The sequence below is a fragment of the Enterobacter sp. C6 genome (assembly GCF_008122455.1).
GTDB lineage: Bacteria > Pseudomonadota > Gammaproteobacteria > Enterobacterales > Enterobacteriaceae > Enterobacter > Enterobacter pseudoroggenkampii.
This window is the reverse complement of the sequence record NZ_QPFW01000252.1, coordinates 19729-44083: the sequence shown is the minus strand read 5'-3', so window position 1 is coordinate 44083 and position 24355 is coordinate 19729. Positions and strand designations below refer to the sequence as shown.

Here is a 24355-nt window from a genome sequence, read left to right as displayed (position 1 = left end):
GTAATACCGTTTTGTACAAGGAAATCATCATGCTCCACCCGCGAGCCAGAACCATGCTGTTGCTGGCCATTCCGGCGCTAATCATTGGCGTGGTTTCAAGCCTGGTGCTCATTGTCGTGATGAAAGTCGCGTCGGTGCTGCAAACACTATTATGGAACGCACTTCCTGCAGGACTGGGCGTCACCGCTGACTCCCCTGCCTGGATCGTTGTGATGCTGACGTTGACCGGTATTGCGGTGGGCCTGGTGATCCGTTTCAGTCCTGGCCATGCTGGACCAGACCCGGCACAGGAACCGCTGATTGGTGCCCCGGTTTCTCCTTCGGCACTGCCGGGGCTGATTATCGCGTTGATTCTCGGTCTGGCCGGTGGCGTCAGCCTGGGACCAGAGCATCCGATTATGGCGGTCAACATTGGCCTGGCGGTTTTCCTCGGTTCACGCATTTTGCCCCGCGTCGGTGCGCTGGACTGGACCATTCTCGCCTCCGCAGGCACCATCGGAGCGCTTTTCGGTACACCCGTCGCTGCCGCACTGATCTTTTCGCAGACGCTCAGCAGCAATAACGACGTCCCCCTCTGGGATAAACTCTTTGCGCCGCTGATGGCCGCCGCCGCCGGGGCGTTGACCACCAGCCTGTTTTTCCATCCTCATTTTTCCCTCTCACTCCCCCACTACGGCCAGATGCAAATCGCCGATATTTTCAGCGGCGCCATCGTCGTTGCTATCGCCATCGCGCTGGGGATGGTGGCGGTATGGTGCCTTCCACGTCTGCACCGGCTAATGCATAGACTCAAACACCCGGTGTTAATTCTGGGGGCTGGCGGTTTGATCCTCGGTATTTTAGGGGCAATCGGTGGGCCGGTGACGCTGTTTAAAGGTCTGGACGAGATGCAGCAGCTGGCCTTCAGCCAGGTATTTAGCGTCTCCGACTATCTGCTGTTTGCCGTAATCAAGCTGGCAGCGCTGGTGGTGGCGGCCGCCTGCGGTTTCCGCGGTGGACGCATCTTCCCGGCGGTCTTTGTTGGCGTCGCGCTGGGGCTGATGCTGCACGAACATGTCGATGCGGTGCCGGCGGCGATTACCGTCTCATGCTCTATTCTGGGACTGGTTCTGGTGGTCACGCGCGACGCGTGGCTCAGCCTGTTCATGGCGGCGGTAGTCGTACCGGATTCGACGCTTTTCCCTCTGCTTTGTATCGTGATGTTGCCCGCCTGGCTCCTGCTGGCGGGCAAACCGATGATGATGGCCTGGCGAAACGACAAGTAGTCAGGCGTTATTGCGCGCTTCCAGCGCTTTGGTAAGCGCCCCCAGCAGCGGTGGGATATCTGCTTTCGGCAGCATCACCTCAATCAGCGAGAGCCGCTCGTGGTGCGCTACTTTTTCAAGGACGTCCGCCAGCTGCTCCGCTTCACTGACCCGCCAGCACTGGGCCTGAGGATCAAGGCTCAGTGCCTGCGGGATTTGCGTCCAGTTCCATAGCGCAATGTCGTTATACCGCTGCTCAGGCCCGTGGATCGCCCTTTCTACCGTGTACCCTTCGTTGTTCAGAACCAGAATGATGGGGTGCTGTTTATCCCGCAGCATCGAGCCTAGCTCCTGAATAGTGAGCTGCGCCGCGCCATCCCCCGTCAGCACAATCACGCGCCGGTTCGGGCAGGCCGTTTGCGCGCCAAATGCCGCCGCCAGCGTATAGCCGATCGATCCCCACAGCGGCTGGACGATAAAATTCACGTCAGCCGGCAGACGAAGGTCGATCGCGCCGAAGGCCGAGGTGCCCTGATCCGCAAGAATGATGTCCCCCGGGCGGATAAACGTCTGCAACGTTTGCCAGAAATTCGCCTGCGTCAGCGAGCCATCCGGCTGCGGGTAGGCCATCGAGCTTTGAGAGGCCGGTACCGGCGTATCGTGTACGTGCTGTTTACACAGCTCCACCAGCGTTTCGATTGCCTGGAGCATGGGGATGCCGGTAAACCAGATATCACCGACGCGTGAGGCGTGAGGCTGAATTTCTATCGTTTGAGCCGGGGTAAGCTGATGCGTGAAGCCGGCGGTCAGGGTATCGGTAAATCGCGTGCCGATGCACAGCACGGTATCCGCCCCTTCAATCGCCTCTTTTACCGCGCCAGCGCTCGCCGAACCGCTGTACGTGCCGTAAAAACCGGCGTGACGCTCGTCGAATATCCCTTTGCCCATCAGCATGGTGGCGTGTGCCATCGGCACGTCTTTTACCCATTTCTGTAGCGCATGCTTCAGGCCATGGCGCAGGACAAGGAAATCGGCCAGCAGCGCAGTACGCTTGCTCCTGGCAAGCCTGTTCTCTGCGGCATCCCGGAACGCTTTCAGGCAGGCGCTATCGGCATGCGCGTGCCGGAGCGTGAGAGCGTTTACAGGCGGTGTGGCGGCCTTTTTAGCCACGTCGGCGGGCAGCATCAGATAGCCGGGACGACGTTCCCGAAGCATGGTCGTTAATACCCGGTCGATTTCATAACAGGCGTTTTGTTCGGTCAGGATCGCCTGTGCAGCGGTGATCGGTTCGCTCATATGGTAAAAATGACGAAACTCACCGTCGCCCAGCGTATGGTGCAGCAGTTCCCCTCTTTGCTGTGACGCCGTACCCGGCGCGCCCACAATATGCAGTACCGGAACGTGCTCGGCGTAGCTGCCCGCAATGCCGTTCATGGCGCTTAACTCTCCTACGCCAAATGTCGTCAGCAGCGCGGCGAAGCCCTTACATCTGGCATATCCGTCAGCGGCGTAAGAGGCGTTTAATTCGTTGGCACAGCCCACCCAACAGATATCCGGGCTGTCTATCACATGGTCGAGAAACTGCAGGTTATAGTCGCCCGGCACGCCAAACAGATGATCGGCTCCACAATCTGTAAGACGGTCCAGCAGGTAATCGGCGACGCAGTATGGGGTACGCATAAACAGGTATCCTTCTAATGTTTTGACCTCACCTTGAGTATTAAATAAGCGTGATGGCTGTCCAGAATTGGCGATAAGAAGACCATGGAAAGAATGCTTTACAAAAAAGGCTGCGCTATGCTGCTTTTTTTCACGTAAATGTAAACGCATACACTGATTTTTTACTTCAGCGCCAGAGGTTACGAAAATGGGTTATCAGCCGGATAAAAATCGTTACGGGACAATGGAGTATCGCCGCTGCGGGCAAAGCGGGCTCAGGTTGCCCGCCATCTCGCTTGGGCTGTGGCATAACTTTGGTGACACCACCCTTATCGAAAACAGCCGTCAACTTTTACAGCGTGCGTTCGATCTGGGCATTACGCATTTCGACCTTGCCAACAACTATGGCCCGCCTCCCGGATCGGCCGAACGTAATTTCGGCCGTATTTTGCAGGAGGATTTCCTGCCCTGGCGCGATGAGCTGATCGTCTCTACCAAAGCGGGTTATACCATGTGGGAGGGGCCTTACGGCGACTGGGGATCACGCAAATATCTGCTGGCAAGCCTCGATCAAAGCCTGAAGCGCATGGGGCTGGAGTATGTGGATATCTTCTATCATCACCGGCCAGATCCGGAAACGCCGCTGCAGGAAACCATGAAAGCGCTTGACCATGTGGTGCGCCAGGGAAAAGCCCTGTATGTCGGGTTATCCAACTACCCGGCTGTTCTGGCTCGCCAGGCGATTGATATCCTTAATGACCTCGGTACGCCCTGCCTGATCCACCAGCCGAAATACTCCCTCTTTGAACGTGCGCCGGAAGCGGGACTGCTGAACGTGCTGCAGGAAAAAGGGGTTGGCTGTATTCCCTTCTCGCCCCTGGCCGGCGGGCAACTGACCAACCGCTATCTGAACGGCATTCCGGCAGACTCACGCGCGGCAAGCGGCAGTAAGTTCCTTAACCCTGACCAGATAACCGAAGAGAAGCTGGAGAAGGTTAGAAAGCTGAACGCCATGGCGGAAGAGCGTGGCCAGAAGCTGTCCCAGATGGCGCTGGCCTGGGTATTACGCCATGAGAATGTGACGTCAGTACTGATTGGGGCAAGTAAAGCGTCGCAGATTGATGACGCCGTGGGCATGCTGGCAAACCGCCATTTCTCTGCGGAAGAACTGTCCCGTATAGAAGGCATTCTGAACAGCTCAAAATAGAACCACTTTTAGCAAAAAGTGCTCTCCCTCAGGAATTCGGAGTTGAGGCGATGAAACGAGGCTTTACCAACTCGTAAAATTGCGTTAACAGGCCCCACAAAGGCCCCGATCGTGAAGGAGAAAGAGTATGTTCAGGTCACTGATTCTTGCAGCGGTATTACTGGCTTCAGCCCCGCTGATCGCCACTGCGGGCGAAATCACCCTGTTGCCATCAGTAAAATTACAAATTGGCGATCGTGATGACTACGGCAGATACTGGGACGGTGGCTACTGGCGCGACCGTGACTACTGGAACCGTCACTATGAGTGGCGCGGAGACCGCTGGTGGAAACATGATAACGGCAGACACCGCGGCTGGTATAAAGACAGCGCCTACGAGCGCGGCTACCGTGAAGGGTGGAACGATCGTGATGACCGTCGCGGCGGCTGGGGTCGCGGCAAAGGTCACGGACATGGCCACCACGGTCATGACGATTAACAGCAAAAAGGAGCCTCACGGCTCCTTTTTCTTTTAGAGTCCCAACGCTGTACCAATCAGCAGCCACAGGTTCAGCGCCACCACCACCACCACGATGGCCCACCCGGTCCGTTTCACCAGGGTTGAGTTGACCAGTTCGCCCATCAGTTTTTTGTCGCTGGTAAAGATCAGCAGCGGCACCAGCGCCAGTGCGATACCAAAGCTCAGCAGCACCTGGCTCATGACCAGAATTCGCGTGGGGTCGAGCCCCATCAGAATCACCACAAATGACGGCAGCATGGTGACGGATCGACGCACCCACAGCGGAATATGGAACCGGACAAACCCCTGCATCACCACCTGGCCTGCCAGCGTGCCCACCACCGTAGAAGAAAGACCGGCAGCCACCAGGCTAAGACCAAATATCGTGGCGGCAGCATGGCTCAGTAGCGGCTCCAGCGTGAGATACGCCTGGTCGAGATCGGCAATACCGGTGTGACCGTTAAAGTGAAAAGCGGCAGCTGCGGTAGCCATCATCGCCAGATTGACAAACCCGGCGATGGTCATGGCGATCGCCACGTCCCATTTGGTGGCGGAGTAACGCTCTTTGCGCGTCCCACCGTGGAGATGCTGCGTCAGCGAGGAGTGCAGGTAAATCACATGCGGCATGATGGTCGCCCCTAATACCCCGGCGGCCAGGAACACCGCTTCCGAGGTTGGCAGGCTTGGGATCGCCATCCCTTTAGCGAGCTGCGCCAGATTCGGCTGTGAGAAAATCAGCTCGACGATATAGGCCGCCGCCACAAACAGCAGCAGACCGCCAATGACCTTCTCCAGCGGCTTTTGACCCCGACGCTGTAGCATCAGGATCAGGAACGTGGCAATCCCGGTGAGTACCGCCCCCTGCAACAGCGACACGCCGAGAATCAGCTTAAAGCCGATCGCTGCGCCGATAAACTCAGCGAGGTCAGTGGCCATAGCGATGATTTCCGCCTGGATCCAGTAGAGCCAGACGGCCGGACGCGGATAATGGTCGCGAATTTGCTCCGCCAGGTTTTTGCCCGTGGCAATCCCCAGCTTTGCAGAGAGTATCTGAATCAGCATCGCCATCAGGTTAGCCCAGACGACCACCCACAGCAGCTTATAGCCGAAGCTGGCCCCGGCCTGAATATTGGTCGCAAAGTTACCTGGATCGATATAGCCAATGGCAGCGATGAACGCAGGTCCCATTAATGCGAACCGCAACTTGCGCGCGGCTCTGCCACTGCTACCCTCTACGCGACTGTTTGTCATTTCTGCCTCTGAAATATAGCCTTTGCTATGTTTAATGCTATCAAAATGAGAATGATTATCAAGTTCATTTGTGAAGTTTACAGTGATTTCTCTGATAGCTTTGAACGATAGACGGGCGGGTAAGTGGGGCGATCTAACAGAAACTGAAATCGCGCGCGCTTTTGTGAAGACTAGCACACAAACTTAACTTTTCACTCATTTACCTAACATAACAAAAATGTATTGTGGATCACTATTTTTGAGACTCGTCACAGGATGTAACTATAGTGTGTCCTCGATCTCGTTTTCTTTTCCCTTGTTACATAGAATGTGCACGAAAATTAAACCTGCCTCATATTTGGAGCAAATATGGACCGCGTCCTTCATTTTGTCCTGGCACTTGTTGTCGTTACTGCACTCGCATTGCTGGTCAGCACAGACCGCAAAAAAATTCGTATCCGTTATGTTGTCCAGCTGCTGGTCATTGAAGTTTTACTTGCGTGGTTCTTCCTGAACTCCAACGTAGGCCTCGGCTTCGTAAAAGGCTTCTCCGAAATGTTCGAAAAACTGCTCGGATTCGCCAATGAAGGGACCAACTTTGTCTTCGGAAAAATGAACGACGAAGGCCTGGCGTTCTTCTTCCTGAAGGTTCTCTGCCCAATCGTCTTCATCTCCGCACTGATCGGTATTCTGCAGCACATCCGCGTTCTGCCGTTCATTATTCGTGGAATTGGCTTCCTGTTATCCAAAGTGAACGGCATGGGCAAGCTGGAATCCTTTAACGCCGTCAGTTCCCTGATCCTCGGTCAGTCTGAGAACTTCATCGCGTATAAAGATATTCTCGGCAAAATGTCCCGCAACCGCATGTACACCATGGCGGCAACCGCAATGTCTACCGTTTCCATGTCTATCGTGGGCGCGTATATGACCATGCTGGAGCCAAAGTATGTTGTTGCGGCGCTGGTTCTGAACATGTTCAGCACCTTTATCGTTCTGTCGCTGATCAACCCGTACCGCGTTGACGCCAGCGAAGAGAACATCCAGATGTCAAACCTGCACGAAGGCCAGAGCTTCTTCGAAATGCTGGGTGAATACATTCTGGCTGGTTTCAAAGTTGCGATTATCGTTGCCGCCATGCTGATCGGCTTCATTGCGCTGATTTCTGGCCTGAACGCCCTGTTCGCCGCGGTGCTGGGTATCTCCTTCCAGGGGATTCTGGGCTACATCTTCTACCCTGTTGCATGGGTGATGGGTGTTCCTGCGCACGAAGCGCTGCAGGTGGGCAGTATCATGGCAACCAAGCTGGTATCTAACGAATTCGTTGCGATGATGGATCTGCAGAAAATTGCCAGCACGCTTTCTCCGCGCGCGGAGGGCATTCTCTCCGTGTTCCTGGTCTCCTTCGCGAACTTCTCGTCCATCGGGATTATCGCGGGCGCGATTAAAGGTCTGAACGAAGAACAGGGTAACGTGGTTTCTCGCTTTGGCCTGAAGCTGGTTTACGGCTCTACGCTGGTGAGCGTCCTGTCGGCTTCCATCGCGGCGCTGGTACTCTAACGTTTTACCGTTAAACAAAAAACCGGGAGCTGGCTCCCGGTTTTTTTATGCCCGCAATTCATCCAACGGTTTAGGTTTGCCTATCAGGTAGCCCTGCAGGTAATCCACGCCGAAGCGAAGCAGCATCTCCCGCTGCTCGGGTGTTTCTACATATTCCGCTACAACGCACAGCGATTTCGTCTTCGCCAGATTACACATCGACTGCACGATCATCGCATCCATATCGTCGGTACAAATGTCTTTAACAAAACAGCCGTCAATTTTAATGATATCTGCCTGCAGACGTCTGAGACGCTCGTAGTTGGCGTAGCCAGTACCAAAATCATCAATGGCAATCCGGAAACCGTAATCCCGCAGCTGCTGAATATTGTGGATGCTGCAGCCAGAGTTTGAGAAGGCCTGCTCTTCGGTGATCTCAATCACGACGGCCTGCGGCGCAACGCCGTAGCGTTCAAAGAGCGCGCAAATCTCGTTCGCCACCTCTTTTTGCATCAGCGTGAGCGGCATCAGATTGACGGAAAAACGGGCGCCGGCCTGCGTTGCAGGGTGATCGCGCAGCCACACCAGTAATTTTTCCATGACGCACATATCAAACCGATGGCTGAGGTTGAACTGGGCAATCAGCGGAATAAAGCGGTCAGGGGTAAAGATCTCGCCCTCGCTCTCCATACGCGCCAGGATTTCGTAATACCCGCTCCCGTCCGCCTTCTGGATCGGTTGCGCGTATAAATGGAACTGCCCCGCCTCAAGGGCATGCTTAATTCGCGCCAGCATCAGGACACGCTCTGTCGTTTGGCCTGATGCCGCCTCAAGGCTATTCGTGAGCGCGAGAACGTTTTGCTCTCCGCAGGCCTGCTCTGCCAGCCAGCTCAGCTGTCCCAGCGTGTGATGCAGCTTTTCGCCGTTTTCGACCATTCCCCAGGACGCGCCAAATTCAATATCGAGCCCGGTGTTGTTCCAGAAAATCTTACGGCTGTTCAGCCGATCGACCATGTGCTGGAGACGCTCGGCGGTTCCCGGCCCCAGTAATACCAGCACCAGTTCGCTTCCCGGAAGCTGGAAGAGCGTCTCATCTTTCTGCAAAAGCGGCTGTAGCGACGTGGCGATCGTACGTTTGCAGTGGACCCGCATGATAATCCCGTAGTGGCGGCTCAAAAACTCCAGGTTATCCATACGCAGAATGCACACTTTGGCATCCGGATGAATCTCGAGGTAATCCTCCAGCGCACGAATATTGGGCAAACCGGTCAGCGGATCGGTCAGCGCCCTGCCCTGCCAGCCCCGTTTCAGCCACTCGCTGCGCTGGTAAATTCGTGACATGTAAAGCAGACAGATAGCAAAAGAGATAAGCACGGACAGGATAAAAGAGAGCGAATGGCCCGATTCCACCCCGTTAAGGAAGTTGTAGTTGTAGGTCAACAGCAGGAGCGCGGATGCAGCCCACAGCAGAGAGATAAGCGCATAGCTCAGGCGGCTTATCGCTAAGGTAAAAAGAATAAAAATCAGCGGCATCAAGTAGCCCGCAATGACCGGTGATTCAAAAGGACCACATAAAATGACGAGAATGAAGCCTAAAAGCATCAGCCAGACAAAAATAAATAATAGATTCTTGTGATTAAACACGGGCTTCACGCTTCGCCGCCAGAAGGTCATGGCATAACGAGGATTAATTATCATTCTTAATGGGTAATAGAACATCATGGTAAAAATCAATGCCGCACATATCAGGCTTTGTATATCCACAACGTTATAAATTACCGTTCCTTCGCCGAAAAAGGTGGAAATAGTCACCGGAAAATCAAACAAATAGCCTGCCATATACATCGACAGTTTAATACCTAATGGCACAATAAAACCGAGCCAGAATATACGTAGCCCGATGTGCTTGTTAGGGATGCTGTGACGCCAGCGCTTGCCCAGCATGAGGCGCAGCAGGCCGCACGCCGCAAACAGCGCAAAGGTCTGACAGAACAGTAAAACTGAATATTGTAGCGGTGCTAAATTAACATAAAATAAATTAGTGACAGTAAAACCTAACACAATGGGAAGAATTGCCCTGCGCCCAAATAGCAGAATTACTGCCAGCATAACGCTTAGCGGTAGCCATGCTAAATAAACGTCGTGACCATTAACCATTGCGCGGGGGGAGAGATAACGGGAGACAGGTACCGCAATCAGACAAAGTGTCAGGGCAATTATAAATATCTTTACATTATTGTACGTTTTTCTATTCATTAAGCTGATGAGTATATTATCCGTTCGAATCATTGACCGGGTGGATAATAGGTTTATTAATTGCACGAATCAAGTTCAAGTCTATTTATAGACTGCTTTATTGATGTCGATTGAGGTGAGGTACGAGAATACCTTCTTTTTGATAACAAAATACGGGAGAGGGTGTTACAAACACATAAAAAAAACCCTCGTCTTTTGACGAGGGTTTACAATTTTGGTGGAGCTAAGCGGGATCGAACCGCTGACCTCTTGCATGCCATGCAAGCGCTCTCCCAGCTGAGCTATAGCCCCACATGTTACTTTACTAACCGCACTCTGTTGGGTTCAGAGTTTGGTGGAGCTAAGCGGGATCGAACCGCTGACCTCTTGCATGCCATGCAAGCGCTCTCCCAGCTGAGCTATAGCCCCATCGTAAAGCTGTCATGTTGACGGGCGGCATAATATGAATTCCGCTGCGGAGTGTCAACGGCAAAATCAATGACCGTCGTTCGATCGCCGAAAAATCATGCAAATGAATCACTTTGCGAGCGTGCTCGTAATCAGGAGTTAAGCCTGTCACGTTTTCACGTAAAACGGTGCTATAAAATGAGCCGTTAATTAACCCTACAGATATTCAGGAAATTGCATGATCAAGGAACGAATGACGCCAGAAGAGTTAGCCCTGCTCACTGGCTATAGCCGCCAGACCATCAATAAATGGGTACGCAAAGAGGGTTGGATTACATCACCAAAGCCAGGCGTCCAGGGCGGGAAAGCGCGCCTGGTGCATGTGAACGAAAAAGTCCGTGACTTTATCCGCAGCGCACGTCGGGCAAGTGAAACGTCCGAACTGCCGGAAGGCACCAGCCATGACGGTTCGCTTCACACCCTACTCCTGACGCTGGCCAATGAAATGACGCCGGAAGAGCAGAAGCAGATGACATCGCTGTTAATGCGGGAAGGGATTACCGGATTGTTGCAACGTTTAGGGATTCGCGATCAGAACTGATATGAAAAAATTACGTAGCAAAATGACCACGGAAGAGCTGGCGGAGTGTTTAGGCGTTGCCAGACAAACGGTTAATCGCTGGATACGCCAGCAGGGGTGGAAAACGGAAGGACTCAACGGCGTAAAGGGGGGTCGGGCTCGGCTCATTCATGTTGATGCGCGCGTGAAGGAACATATTATAAGCCTTCCGGCGATCCGTAACCGTCAGGCGGTTTACCATCTCGCTGAGGCCACGTCTGCCTATAATGGACCCTCTTCAAACCTGTCTCCGGGCATTATTGAGACGCTGGAGAGTATGACTCCGTCAGAGCAGAAGCGTCTGGACGCTTTATTGAAACGCGAGGGTATACACGGTTTTCTTACACGTCTGGATATCGCGGAAAAAGAGGCATAAAAAAACGGCAGGTTACCCTGCCGTTTTTGTAGACGTGATTACTGCTGATTTTCACGTTCAGCGATGAAGTCCAGCGCCTTGTTAATGCGCGCCACGCTGCGCGACTTGCCGATGGCATGAACCGTTACGTCCAGCGCCGGAGACTGACCCGCACCGGTCACCGCGACGCGCAGTGGCATACCGACTTTACCCATGCCGACTTCCAGCTCGTCTGCCGTCGCCTGAATGGCGTGATGCACATTCTCAGCGGTCCACTCGGTGAGGGCAGCCAGCTTATCACGCACCACTTCCAGCGGCTGACGCGCAACCGGACGGAGGTGTTTCTTAGCGGCGTCCGCGTCGAACGCATCAAACTCTTCATAGAAGTAGCGGCAGCTTTCGGCAATCTCTTTCAGGGTTTTGCAGCGCTCGCCGAGCAGTTTCACCAGATCCGCCAGCTCAGGGCCAGTGCGGGTATCAATATTTGCCTGCTCAATGTGCCACTGCAGATACGTCGCCACATATTCTGGCGGCATGGTATTGATGTAGTGATGGTTCAGCCACAGGAGCTTGTCGGTATTAAATGCGCTCGCTGATTTGCTCACAGAGCTCAGAGAGAACAGTTCGATCATCTCTTCGCGGCTGAAGATCTCCTGATCACCGTGGGCCCAGCCCAGGCGCACCAGATAGTTCAGCAGCGCTTCCGGCAGATAACCGTCGTCACGATACTGCATGACGCTCACCGCACCGTGACGTTTAGACAGTTTTTTGCCGTCATCACCGTTGATCATGGAGACGTGCGCATAAACAGGCACCGGCGCGTTCAGCGCCTTCAGGATGTTGATCTGACGTGGCGTGTTGTTGATGTGGTCTTCACCGCGCACAACGTGGGTAATTTCCATATCCCAGTCGTCAACCACAACACAGAAGTTGTAGGTTGGGGAACCATCGGTGCGACGGATGATCAGATCGTCCAGCTCCTGGTTGCTGAATTCGATCGGGCCACGGATCTGGTCGTCAAAGATCACCGAGCCATCCTGCGGGTTAGCAAAACGCACGACGCAAGGCTCATCAGCAGCATGCTCGCTGTGGTCGTGGCGGCAGCGGCCGTCATAACGCGGCTTCTCACCGTTCGCCATCTGCTCTTCGCGCAGCGCATCCAGACGCTCTTTTGAGCAGTAGCACTTATACGCCGTGCCCGCGACCAGCATCTCATCAATGACGGCGTTATAGCGGTCAAAGCGTTTGGTCTGGAAATACGGGCCTTCGTCCCATTCCAGATTCAGCCAGTTCATCCCATCCATAATGGCTTCAATTGCTTCCGGCGTGGAGCGCTCAAGATCGGTGTCTTCAATACGCAGCACGAACTCACCTTTGTTGTGGCGTGCGAAAAGCCAGGAATAGAGAGCGGTACGTGCACCACCGACGTGCAGATAGCCTGTCGGGCTCGGCGCGAAGCGAGTTTTGATTTTCATGAAATGGCCTTACGTTATAAAGATGCCGGCAATCGGCAAATCCTGGGGAAAAAACGATGGGCAATATTCTATCACTGTGGGGGGAATCCTCAATGTTGATCCCTTTATCATGACCGGGTTTGCGATTTTTGTTTAGAAATCATGCGCCACAGCCCGTTTCGCGATCGTTTTGTTTAATTTTACGACGAACGAATAAAAACTTTAGAAAATGCGTTGACTCATTTTCAACTCTCCCTATAATGCGACTCCACACAGCGGGGGTGATTAGCTCAGTTGGTAGAGCATCTCCTTTACACGGAGGGGGTCGGCGGTTCGAGCCCGTCATCACCCACCATCTACTTCGGTAGACTCGCAGTGTAGATAAGAATTGAGATTGGGCGATTAGCTCAGTTGGTAGAGCATCTCCTTTACACGGAGGGGGTCGGCGGTTCGAGCCCGTCATCGCCCACCATTCTCACCTTATCGCAGCAGTTCCGAAATGGGCGATTAGCTCAGTTGGTAGAGCATCTCCTTTACACGGAGGGGGTCGGCGGTTCGAGCCCGTCATCGCCCACCATTTCGGGTCGTTAGCTCAGTTGGTAGAGCAGTTGACTTTTAATCAATTGGTCGCAGGTTCGAATCCTGCACGACCCACCAATGTAAAAAAGCGCCCTAAAGGCGCTTTTTTGCTATCTGCGATTTGTCTACTTCCCAGCCGTCAACGTCGCAATTAACGTCTTCACCGCTGGCGTCGCCTGCTTCTCGTCATACACCACATATAAATCTGCCGGTATCCGCTCTTTCAGCGGACGGAACACCACGCCCGGCCACTGCATTTGCGCGTAGCTGTCTGCGGCGAGCGTAATCCCCATGCCCATGCTGATCATCGCCAGCACCGTTTGCGGTTCAACGGCTTCGCGCACAATCATCGGCGAAAAACCGGCCTGCTGGCAGACGCGATATAAAAATGCCCAGTCAGAATGGGCCGACGGCATCGTGACAAAATACTCGTCCTGCAATTCTGCGAGCGCAATTGAAGGTTCCCTGACCAGCCGGTGATCTTCCGGCATCGCCACCAGAAAAGCCGCCTCACGTAACCGCACGCTGGTAAACCCCGTGGTAGGTTCCGTTGCCATTCGCCAGATCCCAACATCCAGCTCCCGGCGCTCAAGCAGCGCCATCTGCATGACCGGGGATTTCTCGCGGAATACGACATCTACATTCGGGTGCGATTTCAAAAAAGCGCGCATCACCGTGCGCACCTCACTCCACATGGCGGTGCCCACAATCCCCAGCTCAATGCGCCCTGCTTCCCCTCGGCCAATTTGCTCGACGCGAGCCAGGGCCTGGTTTGCGCTGGCGAGCAGCCGTCGTGACTCTTCCATCAGCACTTTACCGGCATGCGTCAACGCGACGCTCCGCGAGTGGCGAATAAACAGTAACGTGCCCAGCTGGCTTTCCAGCTCTTTAATATGCAGGCTTAACGGCGGCTGAGACATATTGAGACGGGCCGCAGCCCGTCCAAAATGCAGTTCCTCCGCCACGGCCAGAAAATAGCGCAGCAGCTTGAGATCGGTCCGATAGACGCGTTCCATCAAAACATATCCTGGCGATAACACTTATGCGCCTACCTTAAAGCCTTTCCGCGTCAGGAGGGGAAATTTAGTGCGCAACTGTGCGCATCCCGCTGTTTTTACAGGTGTGGTGGTAGTTAAAGCTGAAGTAAAATACCACCGCGAGCACCAGGGCATAGGCCGCAAACACCAGCCAGATCGTCTGCCAGTCCTTCACCCCGTCCACCGAGAAATAATCAACGGCCATACCGCTCAATACCGAACCGAAATACGCCCCGATACCGTTAACGGTCGTCATAAACAACCCTTGCGCGCTGGCGCGGATATCGGCGCTGACCTCCTGTTCAACAAATACCGAGCCGGAAATATTGAAGAAGTCGAACGCGCAGCCGTAGACAATCATTGAGAGCATGAGCAGCACGAAGCCCGTCGCGGACGGATCGCCAAAGGCAAATAAACCGAACCGCAGCATCCAGGCCACCATGCTCATCAGCATGACGGCTTTAATGCCAAAGCGTCCGAGGAAGTACGGAATGGTCAGAATGAAGAACACCTCAGACATTTGCGAAACGGAGAGCAGGATGGACGGATAGTTGACGATAAAGCTATCGGCATACGCCGGATTACGCGCAAAATCATGCAGGAAGGGGCTGCCAAACGTGTTGGTTATCTGCAGCACGGCGCCCAGCAGCATCGCGAATAAAAAGAACACCGCCATGCGGGGCTGTTTAAACAGGATAAACGCATTGAGGCCCAGCTTGCTGGCCAGCGACGTAGACGTTTTTGTTTTCGCCACCGGAATGGCTGGCAATGTCAAAGAATAGAGCGCCAGCAGCAGGGACGCGGCAGCCGCAATATAGAGCTGCACGTTGCTCAGCTCCGCCCCCATCAGGCTTATGGCCCACATCGCGGCAATAAAGCCCACGGTGCCATACACCCGTACTCACGGAAAATGGCTCACCGTATCCAGCCCTGCCTGTTCAAGACAGGAGTAAGAAATCGTATTCGACAGCGCAATCGTGGGCATGAAGGCCATCGCATTCACCAGCATGACCCAGAACATCAGGCCAGGCTCATTGACCTGTGCGGCATAGCAGAGCGCGACGGCGCAGACGAGGTGGCAAATCACGTAAGCACGGTCTGCCCGCAGCCATTTGTCGGCAATAATTCCCACCAGCGAGGGCATAACAATCGCGGCAAGTCCTTTGGAGCTGTACACCATGCCCACGTCGGAGCCGGTAAAGTGTAGGGTGTTAATCATGTAAGCGCCGAGAGTTACCAGCCAGCTCCCCCAGATAAAATATTGCATAAAGGACATCAGCTTTAAGCGAGTCGTGATGTTCATAACCCATTCCTTATAGCAGTGTGGCCCTGACGGGCCACTTTATTGTTTTACTCAGGCAATATGGCGAAGAAAACCGCAGATAAGATTGATAAAGTTCTGGCGGGAGAGCTCGGCGGCAGCGAGGGTTTGTTCATGCGAGAGTTTGACCTCCCCCAACCCTTCGGCGAGATTGGTAATTGCAGAAACGGCCACGACCTTCAGGCCGCAGTGGCGCGCGGAAATCACTTCCGGCACCACGGACATCCCCACCACATCGCCGCCGATAATTTGCATCATGCGGATCTCGGCCGCCGTCTCAAAGTTCGGGCCGGGATAAGAGACAAACACCCCTTCATGCAGCGGGAAGCCTTCTTTCGTTGCCACGGTTTGCAGAACGGCACGGTAATCCGCGTCGTAAGCATTGGCCAGAGAGAAGAAACGATCGCCAAAGCGCTCATCGTTCAGCCCCACCATCGGCGTGCCCGGCATGGTGTTGATATGGTCGCTCAGGGCAACCAGGCTTCCTGGCTGAACCTCCGGGCGCAGTGAGCCCGCCGCATTGGTGCTAAACAGCAGCTCGCACCCCAGCAGCGTAAAGGTGCGGATCGCATCGGTCATGATGGTCATCCCGCGCCCTTCATAGAAATGGCCGCGCCCCTTCATGCAGGCAACCGGCACCCCGGCCAGATGCCCGAGCACCAGCTCGCCGGCATGGCCATTCACGGTGCTCACCGGGAAGCCCGGCAGCTTTTCGTAGCTCAGGGAAACGGCGTCATCAATCTGGTCGGCAAGTGCGCCCAGGCCAGAGCCGAGAATAAACGCCACGCGAGGCGTGAAGTTCGGCTTAGCGGCGCGAATGATATCGGCGCAGTACCACGGATTATTCGAGAGGGTCATAGAGGCTCCTTAAGGATGAAGATCGCGATGCGGGGATCGCATGACTTACGTCTTATATCCGCAGCCTGCCGGTGACCTCCAATACACTTTCACCGCACCATCAATACTGATTGTGTATCGATGCAACTCCCTGCCAGATATGGCAGTTTTGCTCAAGCTAATCCCGTAGGTGCCGATACCTCTGTTTTATAACGCGAGGAAAAAGTATGACGACCATTCAGGCTTCAACCCAACAGATTCAAACCAGCGGCGCGAGTGGCACTTCGAGCAGTAACGATATCTCTGCGCAAATCACCCGCATTCTCGACAAGATCAAAAAGCTGACCCAGCAGTTAAAAGAGCTGGCGAACAGCCCCGTCAGCACGGATGAGAAGAAGAAGCAGCAGGAACTTATTCAGACCCAGATCAAAGTGCTGCAGGCGCAGCTCGCCGCACTGCAGCGCCAGCAGGCTGAAGAGGCCCAGAAGAAGCAGGATCAAAAGCTGGGCAAAGTGGAAGGGGTGAACAGCCCGTCAGACAATAATCAGATCGATATCTACATCTAATCTTCTGATGCGTTAAACAGTGGGTCGCGTATGCGGGCTTCGGTTAATCGTTGTGCCTGGATACGCACCACTTCCCAGATAGCCTGCGCCGCCCCCGAGAGTGAACGATTTTTTCGCCGCACCAGCATCAGCTTTCGCTCGACAACGGGTGTTAATCGCTTGACGGCCAGCCGGCTTCCCTGCGGCAGGGGAAGCGCCAGGGCTGGCAACACGCTGATGCCAATCCCGGCTTCCACCATCGGAAACAGCGTCGCCGGGTGACCAATCTCCTGGACAATCGTTGCCTTTACGCCCTGATTCACCAGCGCGGAATCAATCAGCGGACGGCTGCCCGAGGCATAATCCTGTAAAACCAGGTTCGCGCCCTGCAGGGACTGCCAGCTGACTTCCGGCAATGTGGCCAGCGGATCGTCGTCACGACAGAGCAGCAAAAAGGGCTCCGAAAGTATGCTTTCGCACGTCAGATCGCTCACCTGACCGGGATCGATAACAATACCAAAATCCACATCTCCCTGACGGATGCTCTCCAGCACCCACTGTTGCGGCCTGTCATGCAGGACAAAATCAATGTCCGGGTAGCGATGACTGCCCTCGGCTATACACTGCGGAATAAGGTGCGCAGAGATCGTCTGGCTGGCCGCGACCCGCACGGTACCCGAAAGCTGCTGCCCCAGCCTCCCCACGTCTCTGAGCGTGCTGTTCAGCTCATCCAGCAGCCGCTCGAGGCGCAGGGCCAGCTGCTGACCTGCTTCGGTCAACACCACTTCGCGCGTGGTACGGTCAAGCAACTTCACCCCGGTCTGATTCTCCAGCTCTTTCACGCTGTGGCTGACCGCCGACTGGCTCAGGCCAATCATCTCCCCTGCCCGGCTAAAACTACGAGCCTGCGCCACGGTGACAAAAACACGAAGCTGACGTAATGAATAATTCATCTATTTAATTCATGAATGGATGCAATAAATCAATTTTATTTCTCAAACGGAAGAAAGCACAATAGCGACATCTGTTTTCAGGAGAGATTATGAAACTTTTTCGTATCCTTGATCCGTTCACGCTTACCCTGGTGGTTACCGTTTTACTGGCCTCATTTTTCCCGGCTCGCGGCGGTTTCGTCCCATTCTTTGAAGGGCTGACCACGGCGGCCATCGCCCTGCTGTTCTTTATGCACGGTGCCAAACTCTCCCGCGAAGCCATTATCGCAGGCGGCGGACACTGGCGACTGCATCTGTGGGTGATGTGTAGCACCTTTATTCTGTTCCCGATCCTCGGGGTGCTGTTTGCCTGGTGGGCACCGGTTAATGTTGACCCGGCACTCTACACTGGCTTCCTGTATCTCTGTATTCTGCCGGCCACCGTGCAGTCCGCCATCGCTTTTACCTCGCTGGCAGGCGGCAACGTGGCGGCCGCGGTCTGCTCGGCATCCGCATCCAGCCTGTTAGGGATTTTCGTCTCTCCGCTGCTGGTGGGCCTGCTGATGAACATGCACGGTGCGGAAGGTAACCTTGAGCAGGTGGGCAAAATCTGTCTGCAGCTGCTGCTGCCGTTTGTCCTGGGCCATCTCTCCCGTCCGTGGACCGGCGCATTTGTGGCGAAGCATAAAAAGTGGATCTCAAAAACCGACCAGACCTCGATTCTGCTGGTGGTTTACTCTGCCTTCAGCGAAGCGGTCGTGAACGGGATCTGGCACAAGGTGGGGGCAGGCTCGCTGCTGTTTATCGTGGTGGTCAGCATTGTCCTGCTGGCGATTGTAATAGCGGTGAACGTCTTTGTGGCACGCAAGTGCGGCTTCAACAAAGCGGATGAAATTACGATTGTGTTCTGCGGTTCGAAGAAGAGTCTGGCTAACGGTATCCCGATGGCCAACATTCTGTTCCCGACCTCGGTGATTGGAATGATGGTGCTGCCGCTGATGATTTTCCATCAGATCCAGCTGATGGTCTGCGCGGTGCTGGCGCGTCGCTACAAACGCCAGACCGAAAAGCTGGCGCAGGAAGAGACCCGCGCCGCGAAGGCTTAAGGACGTTTCAGGGGCTGCACCAGCTGGGTCAGCCCCTCGGTTTTGATCAGTAACGTGATAGCCATCAGCTCGCCCAGTCGCCCTGCCGGGAATTCATCCTTGCGGGCAAACCACAGCAGATACTCCTCCGGCAAATCGATCAGCCTGCGGCCCTTGTATTTACCGAACGGCATCTCGGTATTGGCGATCTCAACGAGCTGCTCTTTCTCCACGTTACTCTCCTAACAGACGCATCATTTCCGCTTCGTCGATAACCTCAATGCCGAGCTCCTGGGCTTTCGCCAGCTTCGAACCCGCCGCTTCCCCGGCGATCACCAGGTCGGTTTTCTTCGACACGCTGCCCGCCACTTTTGCCCCCAGCGCCACCAGACGCGCTTTTGCATCGTCGCGTGAAAGCTGGCTCAGGCTGCCGGTCAGCACCACCGTTTTACCGGCGAACGGGCTGTCGATCTCTTCGGCGTTGACCACTACCGGTGCAGGCCACCTGATGCCCTCTTCCAGCAGTTTGCCGATGACTTCGCGGTTGCTCTCTTCGGCGAAGAAGTTAAAGACGTGCGTGGCGACAACGATGCCGACATCCGGAACTTTCTGCAGCTCCTCGATGCTCGCCTTTTCCAGCGCCTCCAGCGTACCAAAGTATGCTGCCAGACCTGCTGCGGTTGCTTCACCCACTTCACGAATGCCCAGCGCGTACAGGAAACGGGCGAAGGTGGTCTCTTTGGCGGCTTCCAGCGCGTTAACCACGTTCTGGGCTGACTTCGGCCCCATGCGGTCCAGACCAGTCAGTTTGCCCGCCGTCAGTTTGAAGAGATCCGCTGGCGTGTGGACATACTCTTTCTCAACCAGCTGATCGATAATTTTATCGCCCATGCCGTCGACGTCCATCGCCCGACGGGAGACGAAGTGCTTCAGTGACTCTTTACGCTGTGCGCCACAGATTAAGCCCCCCGTACAGCGCGTCACCGCTTCACCTTCCACACGCTCTACGTCAGATCCGCACACCGGGCAATGGGTCGGGAAGACAATTTCGCGCGTATCATCAGGACGTTCTGACTCCACAACGTTAACCACCTGCGGGATCACGTCGCCCGCGCGGCGAATCACCACTTTGTCACCAATGCGCAGGCCCAGGCGTTCGATTTCATCGGCGTTATGCAGCGTGGCATTACTCACCAGCACGCCCGCAACCTGCACAGGCTCCAGACGGGCAACCGGGGTAATGGCGCCCGTACGGCCGACCTGGAACTCCACGTCGCGGACGAAGGTCATCTGCTCCTGAGCCGGGAACTTAAACGCCACCGCCCAGCGCGGCGCGCGCGCCACAAAGCCCAGCTGCTCCTGCAGCGCCAGTGAGTTCACCTTGATGACCACGCCATCAATATCAAACCCGAGCGTCGGACGGTCCTCTTCCACTTTGTGGTAGAACGCCAGTACCGCTTCCGGCGAGTCGCAGAGCTGAACGCGGTTGCTCACCGGGAGGCCCCACGCTTTAAACTGCAGCAGACGCCCGAGATGGGTATCCGGCAGCTCGCCGCCCTCCAGAATACCGACGCCGTAGCAGAAGAAAGTAAGCGGTCGCTTCGCGGTGATACGCGGGTCAAGCTGGCGCAGAGAGCCCGCCGCCGCATTACGCGGGTTAGCAAACACCTTCCCACCGGTGCGACGCGCCTCTTCGTTAATTTTCTCGAAGCCCGCCTGGGGCAGGAACACTTCGCCGCGCACTTCCAGACGCGCAGGAATGTTGTCGCCCTGCAGCTTCAGCGGGATCGCTCGGATGGTACGCACGTTGGTGGTGATGTCTTCACCCGTCGTGCCGTCGCCACGCGTCGCGGCGCGTACCAGCACGCCGTTTTCGTAGAGAAGGCTGACGGCCAGGCCATCCAGCTTCAGCTCGCAGCACCAGGTGAGGGAGTCGCTGCTTTTCAGGCGATCCTGCACGCGCTTGTTAAACGCGAGGAAGCTCTCTTCATCGAAGACGTTATCCAGCGACAGCATCGGCACTTCATGACGCACCTGGCTAAAAGCCCCCAGCGGCTCAGCGCCGACGCGCTGGGTGGGGGAATCCGGTGTGATGAGGTCAGGATGCTGCGCCTCTAATTCGCGCAGCTCGCGCATCAGGCGGTCATACTCCGCATCCGGAACTTCCGGTGCGTCCATAACATGATAGAGGTATTCATGATGGCGAAGCGTGGTTCGCAGTTCAGTGAGTTGTTGTTCGATTGAGTCCATATCGCACCATCAATGAGAAAAAACCCCCGACAGGCGGGGGTTGAGGAGGAGTTGAAGTCAACGCGGCGATTACGCGTTGGCTTCCTTAACTTCGCGGATGCGGTCCTGATACTCGCGCAGTTTCTGCGGGGTCATCATTCGACGCTGATCGTCGAGCACCACACCGCCGACTTCGTCAGCGATATGCTGGGCAGACTGCAGCATCAGCTTAAAGTTTTGCAGTTCGTCGCCGTAGGACGGCACCTGCATAAAGATAGTCACACCCGGGGTCACGAAATCACCGGTCATTTCCGGATCAAAGGTGCCAGGGTTAACCATGTTGGCCAGGCTGAACAGCGCCGGGCCGCTACCGTCAGGACTCAGGTGGCGATGGAAAATGTTCATATCGCCAAACTTGAAGCCTGCCTGTTGAATACTGTTAAGCAGCACGTCACCGTTGAGATGGCTACCGTGATGCGCGGCCACGTTCATAATGATCACCGCCTCTTTACGCTGCGGTTTTTCAACAACCGGCTCTGGCTCTACAACGGGCTCAGGCTCAACGTGCGGTGCCGGAGCGGGCTGAGGCGCAGGCTGTACATGAACAGGCTGCTGCGGTTGTTGTACCGGCTGAGCAGGCTGTTGTTGCACGGGCTGCTGCACCGGTTGCTGTTGAACCGGCTGGGCAGGCTGCTGATAGACAGGCTGTTGCGGCGGCTGGCGCACCGGCTCTTCCACAGGCTGCTGCGCTGGCTGGCGCGGCTGTGCGGAAGCATACGGCGGTTGATACTGGTGCTGCGAAGGACGAGGTGCTTCTTGCTCCCCATGGCCTGCGCCGGGCGCAGTATTGACCCGATGAACACGAACTTCACCCACGCCGTCGTCGTCGCTGCCGTCGATGTCATCTTCACTGTCATCGTCATCACGACTGGACTTCATGCGCTTCAGTGGGCGATCGCGAAACATCGAGGAACGCTCTTTACGGCTGGTCCAGAAACCATGTACCAGTAAAGCGATTATGGCGATCGCGCCAACAATGATTAATATCAGACGCAAATCCTGCATCATTATATTCTCTGTTGTTCTAACACCTTGCCACCACGGCAAACATTTACTCACTAAGAGTATTTGCCGTTTACGTCAAGTGCAAGTGTGTGCAGAGCATTCACAGCATAAAGATGAAGGAAATCGTGCTTTTTGCTGGTTTTTCGAACATTTCCGAACTGGTCATTGCTCCGTAAGTGGATAATATAGGCGGGCAATTCCACTGGTTGTGTAAAAAGGAGTACAGCCTGGCTATGGTTTCAACATCTTCTTCTCCCCCGCGCAGCGGCGTCTGGTATTTTTCTCAGGGCTGGAAACTGGTCTCCCTGCCGGGGATTCGACGCTTCGTCATTCTCCCACTGTTGATCAACATTATTCTGATGGGCGGCGCGTTCTGGTGGCTGTTCACCAAGCTGGAGAGCTGGATCCCGTCGCTGATGAGCTACGTGCCAGACTGGCTGCAGTGGCTTAACTACCTGCTCTGGCCGGTGGCGGTGATTTCCGTGCTGCTGGTGTTTGGCTACTTCTTCTCGACGATTGCAAACTGGATAGCCGCACCGTTTAACGGTCTGCTGGCGGAACAGCTGGAAGCGCGGCTTACCGGCGCGACGCCGCCGGACACGGGCATATGGGGGATCATGAAAGACCTCCCTCGCATTATGAAGCGTGAATGGCAGAAGTTTGCCTGGTACCTGCCCCGCGCGGTTGTGCTGCTTATCCTCTATTTTGTGCCCGGCATTGGCCAGACGGTGGCACCCGTGCTGTGGTTCCTGTTCAGCGCCTGGATGCTGGCCATCCAGTACTGCGATTATCCGTTCGATAACCACAAGGTGCCGTTTAAAACGATGCGCACCGCCCTGCGCAGCCAGAAGGTCGCCAATATGCAGTTTGGCGCGCTGACCAGCCTGTTCACCATGATTCCGTTCCTGAATCTGTTCATCATGCCCGTCGCCGTCTGCGGCGCGACGGCGATGTGGGTGGACTGCTACCGTGCTAAGCACGCGTTATGGAAATAATGCAAAAATGTGTAAAGCAGGGGTGGCTTATGCCGCCCCTTATTCCATACTGATCCCCATTATTTCCTTGCAGTATATAGATATGCGAATTCCTTACTTCCCCCTACCTGCTTAGCAGGTATGCTGGGTCGGTATCCCAATTTCATACAGTTAAGGACAGGCCATGAGTAAGATTTATGAAGACAACTCGCTGACTATCGGTCATACGCCCCTGGTTCGACTGAACCGTATCGGTAATGGACGCATTCTGGCGAAGGTCGAATCACGTAACCCGAGCTTCAGCGTAAAATGCCGTATCGGTGCAAACATGATTTGGGATGCTGAAAAACGTGGCGTACTGAAGCCAGGCGTTGAGCTGGTGGAACCGACCAGCGGCAATACCGGTATCGCCCTGGCCTATGTGGCTGCCGCGCGCGGCTACAAGCTGACGCTGACCATGCCAGAAACCATGAGCATCGAGCGTCGTAAGCTGCTCAAAGCGCTTGGCGCGAACCTGGTGCTGACCGAAGGCGCGAAGGGCATGAAGGGCGCCATTCAGAAAGCCGAAGAGATTGTGGCCAGCGATCCGGCGAAATATCTCCTGCTGCAGCAGTTCAGCAACCCGGCTAACCCGGAAATTCACGAGAAGACCACCGGTCCGGAAATCTGGGAAGATACCGACGGCCAGGTTGACGTCTTTATCTCCGGCGTGGGTACCGGCGGTACGCTGACCGGCGTGTCGCGCTATATTAAAGGCACAAAGGGTAAAAAAGACCTGATCACCGTTGCCGTTGAGCCAACCGACTCACCGGTTATCACCCAGGCACTGGCGGGTGAAGAGCTCAAACCCGGCCCACACAAAATTCAGGGTATTGGTGCAGGCTTCATTCCGGGCAACCTGGATCTGAAGCTGATCGATAAAGTGGTTACCATCACTAACGAAGAAGCCATCTCTACCGCGCGTCGCCTGATGGATGAAGAAGGCATTCTGGCGGGTATCTCTTCCGGTGCGGCCGTTGCGGCAGCGCTCAAGCTTCAGGAAGATGAAGCCTTTACCAATAAGAATATTGTGGTTATCCTTCCGTCCTCGGGTGAGCGTTACTTGAGCACCGCACTGTTTGCCGATCTGTTTACCGAAAAAGAGCTGCAACAGTAGTGCCAGCATGTTAATAACGCGTAAAAAAGCACCTTTTCAGGTGCTTTTTTGTGGCCTGCTTCAAACTTTTACCCCTCCTGGCATTGCTTCACCCCGAAGGGTCTGGTATTTAAACCAGCAATTATTTTGATGCGTGAAATTAATCGGCA

At 55.0% G+C, this 24355-nt stretch carries 20 protein-coding genes, 6 tRNA genes and 1 pseudogene; 14 read left to right on the top strand and 13 right to left on the bottom strand.

The features are described 5' to 3' along the window. The first annotated feature begins 29 nt into the window (after positions 1–29). The gene (locus DOU50_RS23050; protein WP_048990063.1) at positions 30–1265 is read left to right on the top strand and encodes an ion channel protein; all 1236 of its coding nucleotides are present in this window, start codon (positions 30–32) and stop codon (positions 1263–1265) included. On the opposite strand, the gene ipdC is transcribed toward DOU50_RS23050, so the two are convergent. After that, positions 1266–2924 (bottom strand): indolepyruvate decarboxylase, encoded by a 1659-nt coding sequence (gene ipdC / locus DOU50_RS23045; protein WP_148770418.1) that lies wholly within the window; start codon positions 2922–2924, stop codon positions 1266–1268. It abuts the gene before it with no gap. A gap of 187 nt (positions 2925–3111) precedes the next feature. Between ipdC and mgrA the strand changes: the two genes are divergently transcribed. Both mgrA and DOU50_RS23035 read left to right on the top strand, forming a co-directional pair. Continuing rightward, a complete protein-coding gene (gene mgrA, locus DOU50_RS23040) occupies positions 3112–4110 on the top strand; it encodes an L-glyceraldehyde 3-phosphate reductase (protein ID WP_148770416.1) in 999 nt (332 codons plus the stop codon). A 127-nt stretch (positions 4111–4237) separates the two neighbouring features. Further along, complete coding sequence (locus tag DOU50_RS23035; RefSeq protein ID WP_024907627.1) at positions 4238–4588, top strand: DUF2502 domain-containing protein; 351 nt, start codon at positions 4238–4240, stop codon at positions 4586–4588. Positions 4589–4621: 33 nt separating this feature from the next. Here the strand turns inward: DOU50_RS23035 and DOU50_RS23030 are convergent, their stop codons facing one another. Continuing rightward, positions 4622–5860, bottom strand: coding sequence for an Nramp family divalent metal transporter (locus tag DOU50_RS23030; protein WP_148770413.1), 1239 nt, complete (start codon positions 5858–5860; stop codon positions 4622–4624). Positions 5861–6208: 348 nt separating this feature from the next. Between DOU50_RS23030 and DOU50_RS23025 the strand changes: the two genes are divergently transcribed. Then, positions 6209–7396, top strand: coding sequence for a NupC/NupG family nucleoside CNT transporter (locus tag DOU50_RS23025; protein WP_024907625.1), 1188 nt, complete (start codon positions 6209–6211; stop codon positions 7394–7396). A 45-nt stretch (positions 7397–7441) separates the two neighbouring features. Here the strand turns inward: DOU50_RS23025 and DOU50_RS23020 are convergent, their stop codons facing one another. The 3 genes from DOU50_RS23020 to DOU50_RS23010 all read right to left on the bottom strand — a co-directional run bounded on the left by DOU50_RS23020 (position 7442) and on the right by DOU50_RS23010 (position 10039). Then, entirely contained in the window at positions 7442–9631 is a 2190-nt protein-coding gene (locus DOU50_RS23020) for an EAL domain-containing protein (protein ID WP_148770411.1), read from the bottom strand. A gap of 215 nt (positions 9632–9846) precedes the next feature. Then, positions 9847–9922, bottom strand: a tRNA-Ala gene (locus tag DOU50_RS23015). A 41-nt stretch (positions 9923–9963) separates the two neighbouring features. Then, positions 9964–10039, bottom strand: a tRNA-Ala gene (locus DOU50_RS23010). A 217-nt stretch (positions 10040–10256) separates the two neighbouring features. Between DOU50_RS23010 and DOU50_RS23005 the strand changes: the two genes are divergently transcribed. Continuing rightward, positions 10257–10619 (top strand): YfeC-like transcriptional regulator, encoded by a 363-nt coding sequence (locus tag DOU50_RS23005; RefSeq protein WP_048992413.1) that lies wholly within the window; start codon positions 10257–10259, stop codon positions 10617–10619. A gap of 1 nt (position 10620) precedes the next feature. Further along, positions 10621–11013, top strand: coding sequence for a YfeC-like transcriptional regulator (locus DOU50_RS23000; RefSeq protein ID WP_048992414.1), 393 nt, complete (start codon positions 10621–10623; stop codon positions 11011–11013). A 38-nt stretch (positions 11014–11051) separates the two neighbouring features. Here DOU50_RS23000 and gltX read toward each other — a convergent pair whose 3' ends face one another. Continuing rightward, complete coding sequence (gene gltX / locus DOU50_RS22995; RefSeq protein WP_024907621.1) at positions 11052–12467, bottom strand: glutamate--tRNA ligase; 1416 nt, start codon at positions 12465–12467, stop codon at positions 11052–11054. Between the two features lie 258 nt (positions 12468–12725). On the opposite strand from gltX, the gene DOU50_RS22990 reads away from it, so the two are divergent. From DOU50_RS22990 to DOU50_RS22975, 4 genes are all read left to right on the top strand, one after another. Then, positions 12726–12801: transfer RNA gene (locus DOU50_RS22990), tRNA-Val, on the top strand. Between the two features lie 41 nt (positions 12802–12842). After that, positions 12843–12918 (top strand) — tRNA-Val (locus tag DOU50_RS22985). A gap of 29 nt (positions 12919–12947) precedes the next feature. Then, a tRNA-Val gene (locus DOU50_RS22980) sits at positions 12948–13023 on the top strand. A 4-nt stretch (positions 13024–13027) separates the two neighbouring features. Next, positions 13028–13103: transfer RNA gene (locus DOU50_RS22975), tRNA-Lys, on the top strand. A 47-nt stretch (positions 13104–13150) separates the two neighbouring features. Here DOU50_RS22975 and DOU50_RS22970 read toward each other — a convergent pair. The 3 genes and pseudogenes from DOU50_RS22970 to xapA all read right to left on the bottom strand — a co-directional run bounded on the left by DOU50_RS22970 (position 13151) and on the right by xapA (position 16241). After that, positions 13151–14041, bottom strand: coding sequence for a LysR family transcriptional regulator (locus tag DOU50_RS22970; RefSeq protein WP_148770409.1), 891 nt, complete (start codon positions 14039–14041; stop codon positions 13151–13153). 67 nt (positions 14042–14108) lie between these two features. Then, positions 14109–15365: pseudogene (locus DOU50_RS22965) on the bottom strand (nucleoside permease). 51 nt (positions 15366–15416) lie between these two features. Continuing rightward, positions 15417–16241 (bottom strand): xanthosine phosphorylase, encoded by an 825-nt coding sequence (gene xapA, locus DOU50_RS22960; RefSeq protein ID WP_148770407.1) that lies wholly within the window; start codon positions 16239–16241, stop codon positions 15417–15419. A 206-nt stretch (positions 16242–16447) separates the two neighbouring features. On the opposite strand from xapA, the gene DOU50_RS22955 reads away from it, so the two are divergent. Continuing rightward, positions 16448–16786, top strand: a complete 339-nt coding sequence (locus DOU50_RS22955; protein ID WP_032659298.1) for a FlxA-like family protein — start codon at positions 16448–16450, stop codon at positions 16784–16786. Here the strand turns inward: DOU50_RS22955 and DOU50_RS22950 are convergent. Continuing rightward, positions 16783–17718, bottom strand: a complete 936-nt coding sequence (locus DOU50_RS22950) for a LysR family transcriptional regulator (RefSeq protein ID WP_148770405.1) — start codon at positions 17716–17718, stop codon at positions 16783–16785. The two genes, DOU50_RS22955 and DOU50_RS22950, sit on opposite strands and share 4 nt — an antisense overlap. Positions 17719–17807: 89 nt before the next feature. On the opposite strand from DOU50_RS22950, the gene DOU50_RS22945 reads away from it, so the two are divergent. After that, entirely contained in the window at positions 17808–18803 is a 996-nt protein-coding gene (locus tag DOU50_RS22945; RefSeq protein WP_024907615.1) for a bile acid:sodium symporter family protein, read from the top strand. On the opposite strand, the gene DOU50_RS22940 is transcribed toward DOU50_RS22945, so the two are convergent. The 3 genes from DOU50_RS22940 to zipA all read right to left on the bottom strand — a co-directional run bounded on the left by DOU50_RS22940 (position 18800) and on the right by zipA (position 22079). After that, positions 18800–19015 (bottom strand): DUF3820 family protein, encoded by a 216-nt coding sequence (locus DOU50_RS22940; protein WP_003861328.1) that lies wholly within the window; start codon positions 19013–19015, stop codon positions 18800–18802. The genes DOU50_RS22945 and DOU50_RS22940 overlap by 4 nt on opposite strands. Before the next feature lies 1 nt (position 19016). Then, the gene (gene ligA, locus DOU50_RS22935; RefSeq protein ID WP_061714685.1) at positions 19017–21032 is read right to left on the bottom strand and encodes an NAD-dependent DNA ligase LigA; all 2016 of its coding nucleotides are present in this window, start codon (positions 21030–21032) and stop codon (positions 19017–19019) included. A 69-nt stretch (positions 21033–21101) separates the two neighbouring features. Next, positions 21102–22079, bottom strand: a complete 978-nt coding sequence (gene zipA, locus DOU50_RS22930; protein ID WP_032646698.1) for a cell division protein ZipA — start codon at positions 22077–22079, stop codon at positions 21102–21104. Positions 22080–22309: 230 nt separating this feature from the next. Here zipA and cysZ point away from each other — a divergent pair, with 230 nt between their 5' ends. Both cysZ and cysK read left to right on the top strand, forming a co-directional pair. Beyond that, a complete protein-coding gene (gene cysZ, locus DOU50_RS22925) occupies positions 22310–23071 on the top strand; it encodes a sulfate transporter CysZ (RefSeq protein WP_032646700.1) in 762 nt (253 codons plus the stop codon). Between the two features lie 163 nt (positions 23072–23234). Beyond that, on the top strand, positions 23235–24206 hold the full coding sequence (gene cysK / locus DOU50_RS22920) for a cysteine synthase A (RefSeq protein ID WP_014884739.1): 972 nt from the start codon (positions 23235–23237) through the stop codon (positions 24204–24206). Positions 24207–24355: the final 149 nt, after the last annotated feature.

Coding starts and splice junctions, on each gene's coding strand:
- DOU50_RS23050 (WP_048990063.1), top strand. CDS start 30: ATGCTCCACCCGCGAGCCAGAACCATGCTGTTGCTGGCCATTCCGGCG.
- ipdC (WP_148770418.1), bottom strand. CDS start 2,924: ATGCGTACCCCATACTGCGTCGCCGATTACCTGCTGGACCGTCTTACA.
- mgrA (WP_148770416.1), top strand. CDS start 3,112: ATGGGTTATCAGCCGGATAAAAATCGTTACGGGACAATGGAGTATCGC.
- DOU50_RS23035 (WP_024907627.1), top strand. CDS start 4,238: ATGTTCAGGTCACTGATTCTTGCAGCGGTATTACTGGCTTCAGCCCCG.
- DOU50_RS23030 (WP_148770413.1), bottom strand. CDS start 5,860: ATGACAAACAGTCGCGTAGAGGGTAGCAGTGGCAGAGCCGCGCGCAAG.
- DOU50_RS23025 (WP_024907625.1), top strand. CDS start 6,209: ATGGACCGCGTCCTTCATTTTGTCCTGGCACTTGTTGTCGTTACTGCA.
- DOU50_RS23020 (WP_148770411.1), bottom strand. CDS start 9,631: ATGAATAGAAAAACGTACAATAATGTAAAGATATTTATAATTGCCCTG.
- DOU50_RS23005 (WP_048992413.1), top strand. CDS start 10,257: ATGATCAAGGAACGAATGACGCCAGAAGAGTTAGCCCTGCTCACTGGC.
- DOU50_RS23000 (WP_048992414.1), top strand. CDS start 10,621: ATGAAAAAATTACGTAGCAAAATGACCACGGAAGAGCTGGCGGAGTGT.
- gltX (WP_024907621.1), bottom strand. CDS start 12,467: ATGAAAATCAAAACTCGCTTCGCGCCGAGCCCGACAGGCTATCTGCAC.
- DOU50_RS22970 (WP_148770409.1), bottom strand. CDS start 14,041: ATGGAACGCGTCTATCGGACCGATCTCAAGCTGCTGCGCTATTTTCTG.
- xapA (WP_148770407.1), bottom strand. CDS start 16,241: ATGACCCTCTCGAATAATCCGTGGTACTGCGCCGATATCATTCGCGCC.
- DOU50_RS22955 (WP_032659298.1), top strand. CDS start 16,448: ATGACGACCATTCAGGCTTCAACCCAACAGATTCAAACCAGCGGCGCG.
- DOU50_RS22950 (WP_148770405.1), bottom strand. CDS start 17,718: ATGAATTATTCATTACGTCAGCTTCGTGTTTTTGTCACCGTGGCGCAG.
- DOU50_RS22945 (WP_024907615.1), top strand. CDS start 17,808: ATGAAACTTTTTCGTATCCTTGATCCGTTCACGCTTACCCTGGTGGTT.
- ligA (WP_061714685.1), bottom strand. CDS start 21,032: ATGGACTCAATCGAACAACAACTCACTGAACTGCGAACCACGCTTCGC.
- zipA (WP_032646698.1), bottom strand. CDS start 22,079: ATGATGCAGGATTTGCGTCTGATATTAATCATTGTTGGCGCGATCGCC.
- cysZ (WP_032646700.1), top strand. CDS start 22,310: ATGGTTTCAACATCTTCTTCTCCCCCGCGCAGCGGCGTCTGGTATTTT.
- cysK (WP_014884739.1), top strand. CDS start 23,235: ATGAGTAAGATTTATGAAGACAACTCGCTGACTATCGGTCATACGCCC.